Source organism: Phaeobacter sp. G2 (assembly GCA_025163595.1).
GTDB lineage: Bacteria > Pseudomonadota > Alphaproteobacteria > Rhodobacterales > Rhodobacteraceae > Pseudophaeobacter.
On record CP104100.1, the window covers coordinates 358,891 to 376,282 of the forward strand.

Annotated in this window: 15 protein-coding genes; 8 read left to right on the forward strand and 7 right to left on the reverse strand. The window is 60.5% G+C overall.

Going from position 1 to position 17,392, the window contains the following annotated elements; all coding sequences use genetic code 11:
- Positions 1-28 precede the first annotated feature (28 nt).
- The 4 genes from N1037_01745 to N1037_01760 are packed head-to-tail and all read right to left on the reverse strand — an operon-like array spanning position 29 to position 4,869.
- Entirely contained in the window at positions 29-1,492 is a 1,464-nt protein-coding gene (locus N1037_01745) for an aldehyde dehydrogenase (protein ID UWS79769.1), read from the reverse strand.
- 26 nt (positions 1,493-1,518) lie between these two features.
- Complete coding sequence (locus tag N1037_01750) at positions 1,519-2,556, reverse strand: LLM class flavin-dependent oxidoreductase (GenBank protein ID UWS79770.1); 1,038 nt, start codon at positions 2,554-2,556, stop codon at positions 1,519-1,521.
- Positions 2,553-4,295, reverse strand: coding sequence for an alpha/beta fold hydrolase (locus N1037_01755; GenBank protein UWS79771.1), 1,743 nt, complete (start codon positions 4,293-4,295; stop codon positions 2,553-2,555). The genes N1037_01750 and N1037_01755 overlap by 4 nt, the downstream gene beginning before the upstream one ends.
- A complete protein-coding gene (locus tag N1037_01760) occupies positions 4,267-4,869 on the reverse strand; it encodes an amino acid synthesis family protein (protein UWS79772.1) in 603 nt (200 codons plus the stop codon). Before N1037_01760 ends, N1037_01755 begins: the two co-directional genes overlap by 29 nt.
- Before the next feature lie 107 nt (positions 4,870-4,976).
- On the opposite strand from N1037_01760, the gene N1037_01765 reads away from it, so the two are divergent.
- The gene (locus N1037_01765) at positions 4,977-5,678 is read left to right on the forward strand and encodes a GntR family transcriptional regulator (protein ID UWS79773.1); all 702 of its coding nucleotides are present in this window, start codon (positions 4,977-4,979) and stop codon (positions 5,676-5,678) included.
- Positions 5,679-5,682: 4 nt separating this feature from the next.
- Entirely contained in the window at positions 5,683-5,970 is a 288-nt protein-coding gene (locus N1037_01770) for a DUF1330 domain-containing protein (protein UWS79774.1), read from the forward strand.
- 62 nt (positions 5,971-6,032) lie between these two features.
- Here N1037_01770 and N1037_01775 read toward each other — a convergent pair whose 3' ends face one another.
- Entirely contained in the window at positions 6,033-6,647 is a 615-nt protein-coding gene (locus tag N1037_01775; GenBank protein UWS79775.1) for an XRE family transcriptional regulator, read from the reverse strand.
- Positions 6,648-6,938: 291 nt separating this feature from the next.
- Here N1037_01775 and gcvT point away from each other — a divergent pair, with 291 nt between their 5' ends.
- From gcvT to N1037_01800, 5 genes are all read left to right on the forward strand, one after another.
- Positions 6,939-8,036, forward strand: coding sequence for a glycine cleavage system aminomethyltransferase GcvT (gcvT, locus tag N1037_01780; GenBank protein ID UWS81290.1), 1,098 nt, complete (start codon positions 6,939-6,941; stop codon positions 8,034-8,036).
- Between the two features lie 32 nt (positions 8,037-8,068).
- Positions 8,069-8,434 carry a glycine cleavage system protein GcvH gene (gene gcvH / locus N1037_01785; protein ID UWS79776.1) on the forward strand — a complete coding sequence of 122 codons (366 nt, stop codon included), beginning with the start codon at positions 8,069-8,071 and terminating at the stop codon, positions 8,432-8,434.
- A gap of 111 nt (positions 8,435-8,545) precedes the next feature.
- Positions 8,546-11,404, forward strand: a complete 2,859-nt coding sequence (gene gcvP, locus N1037_01790; GenBank protein ID UWS79777.1) for an aminomethyl-transferring glycine dehydrogenase — start codon at positions 8,546-8,548, stop codon at positions 11,402-11,404.
- Between the two features lie 247 nt (positions 11,405-11,651).
- Positions 11,652-13,952, forward strand: coding sequence for a heavy metal translocating P-type ATPase (locus N1037_01795; protein UWS79778.1), 2,301 nt, complete (start codon positions 11,652-11,654; stop codon positions 13,950-13,952).
- Between the two features lies 1 nt (position 13,953).
- Positions 13,954-14,412, forward strand: a complete 459-nt coding sequence (locus tag N1037_01800) for a helix-turn-helix domain-containing protein (protein UWS79779.1) — start codon at positions 13,954-13,956, stop codon at positions 14,410-14,412.
- Positions 14,413-14,462: 50 nt separating this feature from the next.
- On the opposite strand, the gene N1037_01805 is transcribed toward N1037_01800, so the two are convergent.
- Entirely contained in the window at positions 14,463-15,383 is a 921-nt protein-coding gene (locus N1037_01805; protein UWS79780.1) for a PAS domain S-box protein, read from the reverse strand.
- A gap of 297 nt (positions 15,384-15,680) precedes the next feature.
- Positions 15,681-16,592, reverse strand: a complete 912-nt coding sequence (locus N1037_01810; protein ID UWS79781.1) for a rhodanese-related sulfurtransferase — start codon at positions 16,590-16,592, stop codon at positions 15,681-15,683.
- A gap of 165 nt (positions 16,593-16,757) precedes the next feature.
- Between N1037_01810 and pncA the strand changes: the two genes are divergently transcribed.
- On the forward strand, positions 16,758-17,357 hold the full coding sequence (pncA, locus tag N1037_01815) for a bifunctional nicotinamidase/pyrazinamidase (protein UWS79782.1): 600 nt from the start codon (positions 16,758-16,760) through the stop codon (positions 17,355-17,357).
- The last annotated feature ends 35 nt before the right edge of the window (positions 17,358-17,392 follow it).

Genomic DNA, 17,392 nt, shown 5'->3' on the forward strand with positions numbered 1-17,392 from the left:
ACCCCTCGGCCCAACCTTCCCGGTGGGCTTAGCGCATCACAAAGGGATCCGGGATCGGATCGTCAGAGGTACGCAGCCAGACCGCTTTGACCTTTGTATAGTCCAGCGCCGCCTGCAAACCGCCTTCGCGTCCATGCCCTGACAACCCGTGACCGCCAAAGGGCGCAATGGGAGAAACCGCCCGATAGGTGTTGACCCAGACGATGCCGGCACGAATGCCCCGGATCATCCGATGGGCCCGTGTCAGGCTTTGGGTGAACACACCCGAGGCAAGGCCAAACTGGGTATCATTGGCGATGGCCAGGGCTTCGGCCTCAGTGTTGAAACTAACGACTGACAAAACCGGGCCAAAGAATTCTGTGTGCAGACAGGGGGCGTCCGGCGCATCGGAGCAATCCAGAATGGTGGGCGGAAAGTAGTAGCCCGGCCGATCAGGCGCGGTGCCGCCAGTGACCAGCTTGGCACCTGCTGTGGTGGAGGCGGCAATCAGCGCCAGTGCATGGTCACGCTGCGCCTGGGTACACAGCGGGCCCACCTCGGTAGCCATATCATCTGGGGCGCCGATCACCACGGCTTCGGCCTTTTGTTTCAGCCGCGCCAGGAATTGATCCTTGATCGAACTGGCGATCACCAGCCGTGAGCCTGCGACGCAGCTTTGGCCAGTGGCGGCAAAGATGCCGGAGATCTGCGCATTCACCGCGCTGTCGATATCGGCGTCTTCAAAGACGATAAAGGGCGATTTGCCCCCCAGCTCCAGCGAGGTGGAGGCCAGGTTTTCGGCGGAGTTGCGGACAATATGGCGGGCGGTTTCCGGCCCGCCGGTAAAGGCCACATGGGCAACCTTGGGATGCGAGGTCAGCGCCGCCCCCGCCGCCGCCCCGCCGGTCATCACGTTGAGCACACCGGGCGGAAAACCCGCCTGATCAAAAAGACGGGCAAATTCCAGCAGTGGCGCCGGGGCTTCTTCTGAGGCCTTCAGCACCACGGTGCAGCCTGCGGCCAGCGCCGGGCCGATCTTGACCGCCGACAGAAACAGTTGCGAGTTCCAGGGGACAATGGCGGCCACCACCCCCAGGGGTTCGCGCCGCAGCCAGACCTCCATGTCCGGTTTATCAATGGGCAGATGCGCGCCTTCGATCTTATCCGCCAGCCCGGCATAATAGCGGTAGTACTCCGCCACATAGGCAATCTGGGCTGAGGTCTCGCGGATGATCTTGCCGGTGTCGCGGGTTTCCAGCTCGGCCAGACGCGGGGCGTTTTCGGCCACCAGATCCGCCAGCCGCAGCAACAGCTTGCCGCGCTGGCTGGCGGTCATCTCTGCCCAGTCGGGCGCATAAAAGGCCGCCTCGGCGGCGTCAACGGCCCGGTCCACATCCGCCGGGCTGGCCTCTGGCATCCTGGCCCAGGCCGCGCCGGTGGCGGGATCCAGGCTATCAAACTGGGCTGATCCGGCCTCAAACTGGCCGCCGATATAGTGATGGAACTGCTGCATGATCTGTCCTTTTGCGACGGCGGCCTTTAGGCAAAGGCGGGCATGACCTCATGGATGAAGCGCTCAAGCGAGGCCTTTTTGCGCTCAAAGCTCATGCTGGAGTCGATCCAGAAGGAGTACTCATCATAGCCCAGGGCCTCATATGTCTTGATCCGGTCAATAACACCTGCAGGTTCGGCGATCACCAGATCACGTTCCATCGCGTCCGGCGAGTAGAAAGGATGCGCGGCGATTTCTTCGTCTGAGAGCGGTGCGATCAGGCCCTGATCAACGGCGCGTTCGTTTTTGAACCAGGCGCCAAAGTAGCAGTAGAACCGGTTCAGCTCTGCTGCGGCCTGCTTCACGTCTTCGGCGCTGTCGGCCACATAGGTGTGCAGCAGCAGCATGATCTTGGGACGCGGGGTGTCGGGGTGTTTGGCGCAGGCATCGTTGAAACGCTGCATCAGGCTGCTGATCTCACCGTCGCCCTGCCACAGCGGCGTCACCTGCACATTGCAGTGATTGGCGACAGCAAACTCATGGCTGTTGGGATCGCGGGCGGCAACCCAGATCGGCGGGCCGTCCTGCTGCACGGGCTTGGGGGCAGAGGTGGTTTTGGGGAAGGAATGGAACTCTCCCTCCTGGGCATAATCGCCCTGCCAAAGCCCCTGCACAGCGGGGATCAGCTCGCGCATGCGCTGGCCTGCTTCCCAGGCATCCATGCCGGGCATCATACGCTCATACTCAAAGGAATAGGCGCCACGGGCAATGCCCAGATCCAATCGCCCATCGGTGATGATATCGGTCAGCGCCGCCTCGCCCGCTAGACGGATCGGGTGCCAGAAGGGGGCAATCACGGTACCGGTGCCCAGCCGCACGTTTTCCGTATGGCGGGCCACATCAACGAGGTTCAGAAACGGGTTGGGCGAGATGGTGAAATTCATCCCGTGGTGCTCCCCCGTCCAGATCGCATGCATCCCGCCGCGATCGGCAATTTTGCACAGTTCTATGAACTCGTCATACAGCTGCTTTTGGTCCTGATCCGGTGAGATCCGCTCCATATGGGCAAACAAGGAAAACTTCATGCCGTTGCACTCCCTGACACGATTTTGCGGATATTGCCGCTGGTTTGAGTGCCGTAAAACACCCCGTAATTGCCCATGCGGCTTTCGCTGGCGAAACGTTCCAGCATAATGCGCAGCGCCGGGTCGGTGACCTCCATCATGGTTGATGCGGTCAGAGCCGTGAAACAGCCCTGTTTTGGGGTGCCTTCGCCAGCCTGACAGAGGAAGGAAATATGCTGATGCTCGCGGGCGGCGTCTTCAAAGACCGAGTAGATAAAGCCCGGATCCGCCTCAATTCCGCAGCTGGTGATCAGCTCGCTCAGCGCTACCGAGGCCCCGGCGCGGCCAACGGGTTTTTGCGGCAGGGTCAGCCCGCCAAACCCGTCGTCGATCAGCAGCACTTCGCCAGCCCGTTCAATCAAAGCCGAGACCACCAGGTTGGCGCCATGGGCCAGCGCCTCTGCTTCGGCGGCGGGAGTGACATAGGCGCCACGGGCATAGCCCAGACCAGGGGCGGTGCTGGTGTCAAAGGCCTCCACTTGGCCGATCAGGATCACATGGTCGCCGGCCTCAACCGTTTTATGCATGCTGCAGTCAAACCAGGCCGAAACCCCGGCCAGAATGGGCGAGCCCTGGGGCCCGATCTGCCAGTCCACCGCTGCAAAGCGGTCCTCAGCAGGCCGCGCAAAGGTGTTGGAGATGTCTTTCTGGTCTTCCGCAAGAATGTTCACCGCAAAGCCAGAGGCCTGGGTCAGAGCCTCGAAGTTCCGGGAGCTATTGGCCAGGCAGACCAGCACCAGCGGCGGGTCTAGCGACACCGAGGCAAAGGAATTGGCGGTAAAACCCAGCGGTGTGCCGGTGTCGTCATGGCTGGTGACCACGGTGACACCGGTCAGGAAGGTGCCAAAGGCATCGCGCAGGGCGCGCGGATCAAGCGGGGCGGGGGCCATTGGGGTCTCCTTTATATTGGGTGTTGGGCGTCGCAACCAGCGGCTTAGGCTTTGTGTCACCGCATCTGGGTCGGTCAGATTGACCATATGGCGGCCGGGCAGAATTTCCGCCGTGCCGTTCTGGGCCAGATCCGCCATGGCGCGGGCCATTGCCGGGGTCGAGTTTGGATCGGCGTCACCGGTGAGCGCCAGCAGCGGGCAGGCAATCTGTGGCCAGGCTTGTGCATAGGTGGCATCGCCCCGGGCAAAGGCGCCATAGGCGGTGGCATAGCCCGCTTGATCAACCTGCGACAGCCAGCGCGCGACCTGTGTTCTGGCCTGCTGTTCAGCCGGGCTATCGCCAAACCAGCGGCTGAGCGGCGTTTCCAGATCCACTCTGCCGGCCTTGATTTCGCCAGCACGGGCCAGCACCGCAGACCGGGCCGGGTCTGAGCGCCTGAACACGCCATTGATCAGCGCAACCCGGCGCAGCATTTGGGGATGCGTGCAGGCAAAGCCACCCGCGATTAACGCCCCCATGGAGTGGCCGGCCAGATTGACCGGGCCTAAATTCAGCGCACCCAGGGCCGCATGCAGCCAGGCCACATAGGTCGGCAGATCGGCACCTTCTGCCAGGGCGCTACTGCCACCGTGGCCGGGCATGTCCAGCGACAGGACCCGATGGGTTTTCGACAACGCCTCAATCTGCGGCGCCCAGGCGGCGCTCTGCATGCCGACCCCATGGATCAACACCAGAGCTTCGCCGCTACCGGCGTCGCGGTAGCTGAGGCTGCCGAAGGGATCAGACAGAGGCAGGGTTGTCGAGATCATGGCCCAGATCCTTTAGATCCTGATAACGGTCACCAATACGGTGATGTGGTCGCCCACCAATTGAGGCGCCCAGGGCGATGACAATCTCATCCGCCGCCGGGGCATCCGCCACCGCGCATTGAATGGTGAGATAATGCGAGCGGCGACCGCCGTCGTTTTTATCCATCAGGGGGATCATCAGCGGCGCATTGGCCGGGCCACGGGTGTTGCAAAAGGCCAGGTAGCTCTTGGCGCCCACGGCCTCGCGGTAGTGGTTGCCAAACCGCAGGGTGTGGATCAGCGCCGAGGCATGCTCGACCTCGCCGTCCAACCCGACAATGGCGGATTTGCCATAGGCTTCGACCTTGTCGCCACCACCGGCAGCATCCAGCACCATCTTGGTCAGCAACTCGCCCAGCTCTGGCGCGCAGTCATGGATTTCCGGCTTCAGGTCCTCAACGAACCCCCGACCTGCCCAGGGGTTTTTGACCACCGCGATGGCGGCAATCAGTTTGAGCGGAGTTGCGGCTTCCTTACCGCCCTCGATCAGGGTTTCTTCGATATGGAGGAGAGTTTTGCGAATGACAGCTGGCATGGGGCACCTGAGTTGGAGTGAATCTGTTGAGCCAACTTATGGTATACCATAATCTCGTTAGTCAAGAATCTATTGTCTTGCCGCAGGGCTGCTGGTAGATAGCACCCATGGAAAACCCTGGTCTGGCTCAGCTGAGAATCGAACAACCCCCTGCAACGCTTCGTGAAATCGTGCAGGAAAAAATGCGTGAGGCGATCATCGCGGGGGTGTTTTCCCCGGGTGAGCGGCTGGTGGAGCGGCCCCTGTGTGATCAACTGGGGGTTAGCCGGACGGTCATCCGAGAGACGATTCGATACCTCGAGGCCGAAGGGCTGGTGGAGATCCTGCCCAATCGCGGCCCCATCGTGGCCTCGCTGAGCTGGGAAGATGCGCGCCAGATCTATGAGATCCGCCGCATGCTCGAGACCTCGGTTGCCATGGCCTGCGCCCGATCTGGCGCGCCCAGTTTGCACCGCGATTTGCGGGCAGCACTGGCGGCCCTGAAACGGGCCTTTGCCCAGACCGGCGCAGATGTAGAGCCGGGGGCTTTGTATAAGGCTTCGACCGGGTTTTATCAGGTGATGTTTGAGGCCGCCGGCCATCATATCGCCTGGGAGGTGGTCAATCGGCTCAATGGTCGGATCAGCCGGCTGCGGGCGATGACGCTGTCAGCCAGCGACCGGGCCCAGCCTGGGCTGTTTCATATGCAGGCGATCTGTGATGCCATCATTGCAGGCGACCCCGAGGCGGCACGCCGCGCGGTGGAGGCGCATCTGGCGGATGCCTCAGCCGTGGCAGAGCGGCTGCTGGCGGGGACAGAAAGGGAATAGTCTGGTGCCCAAGGCCTATTGGATTGCCCATGTCACAGTGACAGACCCAGAGGCCTATCTGGGCTATCAGGCCATCGCTCCGGCTGCGTTTGCGCAGTATGGTGCCATATTCCTAGCCCGTGGCGGCAGTGCACAAACCCTGGAGGGCGACAGCTGGCAGCGCCATGTGGTGATCCAGTTCGACAGCCTGCAACAGGCGCGCGACTGCTACAATTCATCCGAATACACCGATGCCCGCGCCCGCCGCGCAGGCGCCTGCGAGGCCAGCATTACCATCGTTGAGGGTTGCTGAGCTGGCTGCAGACTTGGCTGCAGACCTGGCGGATACTGCTGCACAGGTTGATGTTACTGGCGTCAGATTTCCAGCGAGACCCAAAGAACCTTTGCGTCCTCTGCGCTGGTGGATACGCAGCCATGGCCCATGCCGCTGTCGTAATAGACCGAATCACCTGCGGTCATGCTGAGCGGGCGATAGTGTTCGGTATAGAGCACCAGATCGCCGCTGATCACATACATGAACTCTTCGCCGCGATGGCGTACCCAGCTGTCATATTCGGTCACATCCCGCGCCTTGATGGTGCTGATATAGGGCAGCATCCGCTTGCTGGTGAGCTCGGTACACAACAGCTCATGGTCATAGGTCTTGGTTTCCTGATGCTCGCCGCGCCCCGACAGGGTGTAGTCACGGCGCCCCGAAATGCTGCTTTGCGCCGATTGGACGAATAATTGCGGCGTTTCCAGCTCCAATGTCTGCATCAGGCGGCGGATAATCTCAAAACTCGGGCGGGTCTGGTTGTTCTCGATCTTTGACAGGGTTGAACGCCCGATGGCCGCGGCCTTGGCCGCTTCTTCCAGGGTCAGGCCCTTTTCCTTGCGCGCGTCGCGAATCATTTTGCCCAGAACCTGCCCGTCCGGGGCTTCGCCTGCCTCGGGCGCGAGCCCTGCTTCTTCTGATTGAACCGGTTCCATGTTGGCGGTTTCTCCTGTTGCGGTTGAACCTTAGCTGTGATGCTTGCAGCAGTCAAAATTTCACTAGAACATCTTTTGTTGATTAAGGGGGAAAAGTTTCCTAAAGGAGATATGCGGGACGTATGGGCGCATTTTCCCAAACTGGGCGTGTCCTGATCGGAGGCGGAGCTGTGACGCGCGAAGATGTACAGATCAGAGGCCTGGCCCGTGTGGTGCGCAATGCGCCTTACACCGTTATGGTGTCCCGTGACTGCTCTTCGCAAACAAAGGCCCGATACAATGTCCGATACACTGACTGACGTACCCAAACGCACACCGCTTTATGACCTGCATGTGGAACTTGGCGGCAAGATGGTAGATTTTGCTGGCTGGGAAATGCCGGTTCAATACCCCATGGGCATCATGGGAGAGCACAAGCAGTGCCGCGAAAAGGCAGGGCTGTTTGACGTCTCCCATATGGGGCAGGTGATCCTGAAGGGCGACAATATCGCCGCCCAGCTGGAAAAGATCGCGCCCTCCGCCTTTACCACTCTGAAAGAGGGCAAGGCCCGCTACACCTTCTTTACCAATGACCAGGGCGGCATCATGGACGATTTGATCGTTTCCAATGCCGGTGATCATTTCTTTGTCGTGGTCAACGCCTCCATGCGGCACCAGGATATTCCCCATATGGCCCAACATCTTGAGGGCATCGAGGTCACCGAGATTTTTGACCGCGCCCTGGTTGCGGTGCAGGGCCCGGCGGCGGAAAACGTGGTGGGGGCGCTCTGTCCTGCCGCGCGCGATATGAAATTCATGGAAACCATCCTGGCTGACATCATGGGGGTCGAGTGCCGCCTGTCGCGCCTGGGCTATACCGGCGAAGATGGCTATGAGATTTCCATCCCGGAAGACAAGGCGGTAGAGATCACCCGTGCCCTGCTGGCCCATGAGGATTGCGAACCCGCAGGTCTGGGCGCGCGCGATTCCTTGCGTCTTGAGGCCGGCCTTTGTCTGTATGGCAATGACATCGACACCGAGACCACGCCGGTTGAGGCCGCGTTGACCTGGGCAATGCAGAAACGGCGCCGCGAAGAGGGCGGCTTTCCCGGCGCTGCCCGCATTCAGAAACAGCTGACTGAGGGCGCTGCCCGCAAACTGGTCGGGATTAAGCCCATTGGCCGCGCCCCTGCCCGCCAGGGCGTCGAAGTGCAAAGCACCGAGGGCGAGACCATCGGGGCGATCACCTCGGGGGGGTTTGGTCCTACGGTCGGCGGACCCGTCGCCATGGGATATGTCGCAGCCGGCCACAGCACCCCCGGCGAGACGGTAAACCTGATCATACGGGGCAAGTCCCAGCCGGCCGAAGTGGTCGCGCTCCCCTTTGTGACCCAGAACTACAAACGCTAAGACACTAAACTTGGACACGAGGAGCGTCCCAGATGGCCACTTATTATTCAGAAGAGCACGAATGGATCACCGTAGAAGGCGATACCGCAACCCTTGGCATCACCCAACACGCGGCTGATCAACTGGGCGAAATCGTCTTTTGCGAACAGAAAGAAGCAGGCGATACCTTTGAAAAAGGGGACGAAATTGGCGTCATCGAATCCGTCAAGGCGGCCTCGGAAATCTACGCGCCACTGGATGGCGAAGTCATCGCCGCCAACGAGACCCTCGCCGATAATCCCGGCACTTTGAACGAAAACCCCGAAGGTGATGCCTGGATCTATAAAATCAAATTGTCGGATGCTACCCAGCTCGACGATCTGATGGATCTGCACGGTTACAAAACCCTGATTGGCTGAGTGTGTCGGGGCCGGCTGGTCTGGCCCCGCTGTTTCACCTTTCTCCAAATATCTCCGCCGGAGGCTCCAACAGCTCCGGTTGGATGCCCCCTCTCCATAGGAGCGCTGCACATGGCCTTTAAACTGACCGACTACGAAGCCTATGATTTTGCCAACCGCCGCCACATCGGCCCCTCTCCCACGGAGATGGCCGAGATGCTCAAGGTGATTGGCTTCAAAACCCTGGATGATCTGATCGACGCCACCGTGCCCGAAGCCATTCGTCAGCAAGAGCCGCTGGACTGGGGTCCGGCGATGACCGAGCGCGACGCGCTCTATCATATGAAAGAAGTCGCCGGTCAGAACAAGGTGCTGACCTCACTGATCGGGCAGGGCTACTATGGCACCTCAACCCCGGCACCGATCCTGCGCAACATCCTGGAAAACCCCGCCTGGTACACTGCCTATACGCCCTACCAGCCCGAGATCTCCCAGGGGCGTCTTGAGGCGCTGTTGAACTACCAGACTATGGTCAGCGATCTCACAGGTATGGATATCGCCAATGCCTCATTGCTGGACGAGGCCACAGCGGCAGCCGAGGCCATGGCCATGGCGCATCGCGGTGCCCGGTCCAAAGCCAATAACGCCGCCTTCTTTGTCGATCAGAACTGCCACGCGCAGACCATCGCGGTGATCCAGACCCGCGCCGCGCCCCTGGGCATCGACGTGGTGGTTGCCGACCCGGATGAGCTGGACGCCGGTGCGGTCTTTGGCGCCATCTTCCAATATCCCGGTACCTATGGCCATGTGCGCGACTTTACCGATGAAATCAAAGCGCTGCATGACCACAAAGGCATCGCCGTTGTCGCCGCCGACATCCTATCGCTGGCGCTGCTGAAATCCCCCGGTGAAATGGGCGCGGATATCGCTATCGGCTCCACCCAGCGCTTTGGTGTCCCCATGGGCTATGGCGGCCCCCACGCCGCCTATATGGCCACCACGGATAAGCTCAAGCGCGCCATGCCGGGGCGCATCATCGGTGTCTCGATCGACAGCCGTGGCAACAAGGCCTACCGTCTGGCGCTGCAAACCCGCGAGCAGCACATCCGCCGTGAAAAGGCCAATTCCAACGTCTGCACAGCACAGGCGCTGCTGGCGGTCATGGCCTCGATGTATGCGGTCTACCATGGCCCCGATGGCATCAAGGCGATTGCCCAGTCGGTGCACCGCAAGACCTCGCGTCTGGCTGCCGGCCTGGAAGAGCATGGCTTCAAGGTTGAGCCCGAAGTCTTCTTTGATACCATCACCGTTGAGGTCGGCCCGCTGCAACAGACCGTCATGGAGGCTGCCGTTGCCCGTGGTATCAACCTGCGCAAGGTTGGCGAAACCAAGGTGGGCATCAGCCTGGACGAACAGACCCGCAAGGAAACCATCGAGGCGGTCTGGGGTGCTTTTGGCATCGACCGCGAGGATGACAGTTCGAACAAACAGTATCGGCTGCCGGACTATGCGCTGCGCGAAAGCGCCTATCTGACCCACCCGATCTTTCACAAGAACCGGGCCGAGGCAGAGATCACCCGCTATATTCGCCGTCTGGCGGACCGCGATCTGGCTTTGGACCGTTCGATGATCCCGCTGGGCTCTTGCACCATGAAGCTGAACGCCACGGTTGAGATGATCCCGGTCACCTGGCCCGAGTTTGGCAACCTGCACCCCTTCTGCCCCAAAGATCAGGCGATGGGCTATCATGCGATGATCGAGGATCTGAACGACAAGCTCTGCCAGATCACCGGCTATGACGCGATTTCCCAGCAGCCCAACTCGGGCGCCCAGGGGGAATATGCCGGGCTGCTAACCATCCGCAATTACCATGCCGCGCGGGGAGAGGCCCATCGCAATGTCTGCCTGATCCCGACCTCGGCCCATGGCACCAACCCGGCCTCGGCGCAGATGGTGGGCTATAAGGTGGTGCCCGTGGTGGCGGACGATCACGGCAATATTGATGTGGCTGACTTCCGCGCCAAAGCGGAAAAGCACAGCGATAACCTGGCAGCCTGCATGATCACCTATCCCTCCACCCACGGCGTGTTTGAGGACACCGTGCAGGAGGTCTGCGAGATCACCCATGAGCACGGCGGCCAGGTCTATATTGATGGCGCCAATATGAACGCCATGGTGGGTCTGGCCCAGCCCGGCAAGATTGGTGGTGATGTCAGCCACCTGAACCTGCACAAAACCTTTTGCATTCCCCATGGCGGCGGCGGTCCCGGCATGGGCCCTATCGGTGTCAAATCCCACCTGACAGACCATCTGCCCGGTCACCCCGAGTATGGCTCTGCCGTTGGCCCGGTCTCGGCTGCGCCTTTTGGCTCGCCCTCGATCCTGCCGGTATCCTGGGCCTATATCCTGTTGATGGGCGGCGCCGGTCTGACCCAGGCAACCAAGGTGGCAATCCTCAACGCCAACTACATCGCCGCCCGGCTCAAAGACGCCTATGGTATCCTCTATACCTCGGCGACGGGGCGTGTGGCCCATGAATGCATTCTGGACACCCGTGCGTTGAATGACGAGGGGGGCGTCACCGTGGATGACGTGGCCAAGCGTCTGGTGGATTCGGGTTTTCACGCCCCCACCATGAGCTGGCCTGTGGCTGGCACCCTGATGGTGGAGCCCACCGAGTCCGAGCCCAAGGATGAGCTGGACCGGTTCTGCGATGCCATGCTGTCGATCCGGTCAGAGGCGCAGGATGTCATCGACGGCAAGATCGACCCGCAGAACAACCCGCTGAAAAACGCGCCGCACACGGTGCGCGATCTGGTGGGGGACTGGGATCGTCCCTACAGCCGCGAAGCCGCCTGCTTCCCTCCGGGGTCGCTGGGGGTCGATAAATACTGGTCGCCGGTAAACCGGGTGGATAACGCTTACGGGGATCGCAACCTGATCTGCACCTGCCCGCCGATGTCGGATTACGACGAAAGCGGTGACAGCTGACACCAGCCCGATTGGCGCTGCCCCCTGACCCATCTTGGGGCAGCGCTCACCCCTTCCTGCTTTTTGGCTGCAAAAGGGCCCAACACTAAGGTCTTGAACCGCTTTGCAAGGGCGGGTCAGGCTGCAGCCACCATCAGGGTCAAAGTCTCGGCACATCCTGTGGCCAAAGTTTTTTTAAGAAATCTCTTGAACCTCTAGTCACTGTAGGTCCTATCTAGGGCAGGTCTTTGCAAACTAAGAGGCCCCAATGCCCCAGGATAGCTGCTGTAGCTCCGTCAATCCGACCCCTACCAACGCCAAAGCCCATAACCATGCCCATGCGGCTGAACCCGCGGGTTGTTGTGGCAGTGGGACTGTGGCTCCGCCGGATGCCGCAGAGCTAACGGCGGGACGCAGTTTTCGTGTCAATGGTCTGTGCTGCGCCGAAGAGGTTGCGAGCCTAAACCGCGCCTTAGGCTCTGTGGTGGGCGGCGCTGACCATCTGGGCTTTGATGTGCTGAACGGGCGCATGACCTTGCTGGCTTCAGCAGTGCAAATCCCCGATGAACAGGTGCTGAGCCTGGTTGCCACCACCGGCATGAGCGCCAAGCCCTGGGACGCCAAAAGCGCCGAGGCGGATCAGGCGGCCCATCTGCGCCGCCAAAAGCGTTTTACCGCCGCCAGCGCGCTGTTCTGGAGCGGTGGTCTGGCCTGGCATGTGGCCCATTCCGGAGCCAGTGGTCTAGGGGAGCTGTTTGCCGGTCATGGCGATGTACCGGTGCCTTTGGGCGAGCTGGGTTTGTTTCTGGTCGCGGTAGCGCTGGGGGTTTGGCTGGTGCTGCCAAAGGCCTGGTATGCGCTGCGCAACCTTTCCCCTGATATGAACCTGCTGATGGTGGTGGCCGTTGCCGGCGCCATCAGCCTGGGCGAATATTTCGAAGCGGCAACGGTGGCGTTATTCTTTGCTCTGTCACTGACGCTGGAATCCTGGAGCGTCGGGCGGGCGCGCAACGCGGTGTCGGCGTTGCTCAATCTGGCACCCGCCACAGCGCGGGTGATCCACGACGATGGCCGCGAGGTTGAAATGCCCGCCGGTGAGGTGCAGATCGGCCAGCACTTTGTTCTGCGTGGCGGCGACCGTATCCCGATGGATGGGCGGGTGATTTCAGGGGCAGGTGCGGTGGATCAGGCCCCCATCACCGGGGAAAGCGCCCTGGTTGCCAAAGAACCCGGCGATGAGGTCTACGCAGGCACGCTGAATGGCGACGGCAGCCTGACCGTGCAAGCAACCAAACTGGCCAGCGATACAGTGCTGGCCAAGATCACCCGCATGGTCGGCGACGCCCATGCCCGCCGCGCCCCGGTGGAGCAATGGGTGGCAAAGTTCGCCCGTATCTATACCCCGTCAGTTCTGGCCCTGGCCATTGCTCTGGCCTGCCTCCCGCCGTTGCTGGCGGGCGGGGATTGGGGCTTTTGGGTCTATAATGCGCTGGTGTTGCTGGTGATTGCCTGCCCCTGTGCCTTGGTGATTTCGACCCCGGTGTCGATTGTGGCCGCCCTTGCAGCGGCGGCCCGCGCCGGGGTGCTGATCAAAGGTGGCGCCTATATCGAGGCCCCGGGCAAACTGCAGGCCATTGCGCTGGATAAGACCGGCACATTGACCGAAGGCCGCCCCGAAGTCGCCGGGATCCACCCCCTCGGCAGTGCCAGTCAGGCCGAGGTATTGCAGGCCGCAGCAGCGCTGGAGGCGCGGGCCTCGCACCCGCTGGCGCTGGCCATCCTGGCCGAGGCAACACGCCAGGATCTGGCCTATGTGGCCGCCACCGACAGCCGTACCATACCCGGGCGCGGGGTGGAGGGCCGACAGGGAGAGCGGGCGATCTGGCTCGGCTCCCCTCGGTTTGCGACGGAAAAGGGCTTTGGCACCGCGCTGCCCGCCGCCCAGATGGCCGAGATCGAGGCTGAGGGAGCGACGCTTGTGGTGGTGGGGGATGCCAGCGGGCCAATAGGGCTGATTGCCCTGCGTGATCGGCTGCGTCCGGGGGCGCGCGACACCATCGCGGCCCTGCATGAACTGGGGGTCAAACAGGTTGTTATGCTTACGGGCGACAATGCGGCCGCCGCTGGTGCCGTTGCGCAAGCCACTGGGATAGATCAGGTGCATGCCGGGTTGCTGCCCGCAGATAAGCTTGCCGAGGTCGAGCGGCTCACCGAGCGCTATGATATGGTGGCGATGATGGGCGATGGGGTGAATGATGCCCCGGCGATGGCACGGGCGCATTTTGCCGTGGCAATGGGGGCTGTGGGCTCTGATGCGGCGATTGAAACCGCTGATATCGCCCTGATGAGCGACGACATCAGCCGCTTGCCCTGGTTGATCGCCCATTCGCGCCGGACCATGGCGGTGATCCATCAGAATATCGGGCTGTCGCTGGTGACCAAGCTGGGGTTTGCCCTGGCAACCGCCTTTGGTCTGGCCTCCATGTGGGGTGCAATTGCCGCTGATGTGGGGGTTTCCCTGCTGGTGGTGGGGAACGCGCTGCGGCTGTTGAAGGGAAAGGAGAGTTAAGATGCTGACCATTGGAACCCTGGCCAAACGCACTGGCACCAAGGTGCAGACCATTCGCTACTATGAGACCATCGGCCTGATGCCGGAACCCGAGCGCACCGAAGGCGGCCAGCGGCGCTATGGCCAGGCCGAGCTGGACCGGCTGGGGTTTGTCCGTCATGGGCGGCAGTTGGGGTTTTCGCTGGAGGCCATACGTGAGTTGCTGGATCTGGCGGACAATCCGGCGCAGTCCTGTGCCGATGCGGATTCTATTGCACAGCGACAGTTGAAACAGGTGGAGGACCGCATCGCCAGGCTGCAGGCGCTGCAGATCGAGCTGAAGCGGATGATCAGCGACTGCGGCCATCATTCGGTGGCGGAATGCCGGGTGCTGGAGGTGCTGCGAGACCACACAGAGTGCCTGACGGATCACGAACACACGGGCCAGGATCACAGAGGTCACGACCCCATTGGCACCTGACCGGGCAGGGCAGGTTCTGGACAGGCCCGGCATCAGCCGTGTGCCCGATCCTATGTCAGTGTGGTGGTTTCCGTTGGCAGCTGGTTGGTGGCTTTTTCAAAATTCAACTGTTGCCCGACCCAGGCTGCAAACATCTTGATCACTTCCAGATCGCCTGCTTCAAACGGATGGCGCTCTTCGGGGGAGGTGAAGTTCAAGGTGCCAAAAATCTCTCCGTCGACAATCAGCGGCACGCCAATATAGGTCTCCAACAGGAAGAGATCATAGCAGGGATGCGTGCCAAACTGCGACTGTTTGGCCGTGTGACAGGCCAGGGGGCCGCCGCTGTTCAACATTTCAGAACAATAAGTATCGCCCAGCGGGAAGACTGTGCCCCGTGGAATATCTACCAGATCCGAATAGCTGTAGAGGATGGTATAACGCTCCCCCTGCACCCAGCTGACCAAGGCCGAGTCGGTTTTAAAATGAGCGCAGCCAAGTTTCAAAATGGCCAGGATCTTGCCGGATTGATCCAGGGCTTGATCCGTGGAAATGTCAAACAACCTGTGCAAGAGATCTTCGATCGCACGGGTCTGGGAGATATCCCTGATAATGGCAAACAGGCCCATGACCCGGCCCTCTTTGTCGCGGATGGGGCCGCCAGTGGTGCGGGTCAGAAAACTGGTGCCGTCCTTGCGCTTGTAGCGCATTTCGTAGTTGTGATCGAGATCTTCAACCGCAACCGAAAACCCGGCGCTGCGTTGTTTTTCATAGCTCTGTGGGGCGGCATAAAGCTGTTCGGCGCTTTGCCCGATCAATTCTTGCTGGCTATATCCAAATAGGGTCTGAAAGGCAGTATTGTACCACGTAATACGTTGGGTTTCGTCCGCGATGATCACTGCATCTGGCAGGTCTCGAAACAGATCGGGAATACGAATGTCGCCGATTGAGACGTCTTTTGTCCGTGGTGCGGGAGGCTCATTACTCGGCATCCTGTCTAGGCTCATACTGTCGTTCGCTTTATTTTTGCGCGCGCCTCTCGCCTTTGTTACCGCGTAACCGCCCCGGCCTGTTGTGGCCGCCGGGCGTTGAGATATCAGAGAAACGCAACGGGAAATCTGTTAGTTAAAGTCAGGCTTGGACAGATCTGTGCAGTGTGGAAAGTGAACAAATGATGCTCATACCGCACAGGGTGAACTTGCTTTGACTATGATCAAAATTGGGTGGGCGTTCAGTAGGGGTCCTCTAATTTCAATATTTTAATTTTCAATTGTTGGGCTGCGAACTTTTTAGACGCTGCGCCCGCCGTGATGGGCTTCCCCGCGTTCACGGGCGAGACGCATCTGCTTTTGCCGCTCGCGGAACCGGGCCTTGTCTGCCTCAGTGGTCTCATCAATGCACTGATAGCAAGAGACCCCCATTTCAAATGACGGTAATGTCTTATCCTTGGGCAGGATGGGGCGGCGACAGCCGTGGCACAGCTCATGTGGGCCTTCGACCAACCCGTGGCCAACCGATACCCGGTTGTCAAAGACAAAACATTCGCCTTGCCAGCTGCTGTCTTCGGGGGGCATTTCCTCCAGGTAGCGCAGAATGCCACCTTTGAGGTGATAGACATCCTCGACACCCTGGCTCAGCAGGTAGTTTGTTGATTTCTCGCAGCGAATGCCACCGGTGCAAAACATCGCCACGCGTTTGTTGTGAAACCGGTCCTTGTTGGCCTGCCACCAGGCGGGGAAGTCGCGAAAGCTGGCGGTTTCCGGGTCGATTGCGCCCTCAAAGGTGCCAATCTGCACCTCATAGTCGTTGCGGGTGTCGATGACCGCCACATCTTCGGCGCGGATCAGGTCGTTCCAGTCTTCGGGTTCAACATAATGGCCAACACTGGCTTTGGGATCGACATCGGGCTGCCCCATGGTGACGATCTCCTTTTTCAGGCGGACCTTGATCTTGCCAAAAGGTGGCTGCTCGCTAAAGGCCTCTTTCCAGGCAAGATCCGCGCAGCCCGGCAGCGTTTTGATATGGTTGAGCACCGCTTCGATCCCGGCTTCAGGGCCTGCAATAGTGCCATTGATACCCTCCTGTGCCAGCAGCAGGGACCCCGTCACCGCGTGGTGCAGACAAAGCTCCAGCAGTGCCGGTTTGAGAGCGGCAGGATCGGTGAAACGGGTGAAGTGATAAAGGGCGGCGATTTTATACATGATGCGCCCTTAGAACTCTGCGCTGCATTTTTCAAGAAAAACAAAAAAAGGCGGGCTGTTTTGCCGCCGGATCGCGCCCTTTCGCCCTGCATCAAGGTGACGTATTTCCTGTGTGGCAATAGACGTCTAGGTAGGTTGATAGAACAAACGCTTGGAGGAACAGAGATGACGCAGGCCCTGATCGTAATTGATGTCCAGAACGATTTTTGTCCAGGTGGCGCGCTTGCGGTCCCCGGAGGCGATGAAGTGGTGGCGCCGATCAATGCTATGATGGGGAATTTCGACACTGTGATCCTGACCCAGGACTGGCACCCGGCGGGGCATTCCTCCTTTGCCAGCTCGCACTCTGGCATGTCGCCGTTTGAGAGCGTCGGGATGAGCTATGGGCCGCAGGTTTTGTGGCCGGATCACTGTGTTCAGGGCAGCGCCGGAGCCGAATTTCACCCGGAACTGGATGTGAGCGGTGATCTGATTATCCGCAAGGGGTTTCGCCCCCTGATCGACAGCTATTCCGGGTTCTTTGAAAATGATCAAAAGACCCCCACGGGGTTGGACGGGTATCTGCGCTCTCGTGGGGTGTCGGAGCTGACCTTTGTTGGGCTGGCGACCGATTTCTGCGTTGCTTTTTCGGCCCTGGATGCCGTCAAACTGGGCTTTAAGGTCCATGTCGATCTCACCGCATGCCGGGGGATAGACCTGGAGGGGTCACTGGCGAAGTCTTTGGCAGAGATGCGCGCCGCTGGGGTGCAATTACAACAGGTTTGAAGACCGAAACATAGTCCGCCCTCATTTTTCTTGCT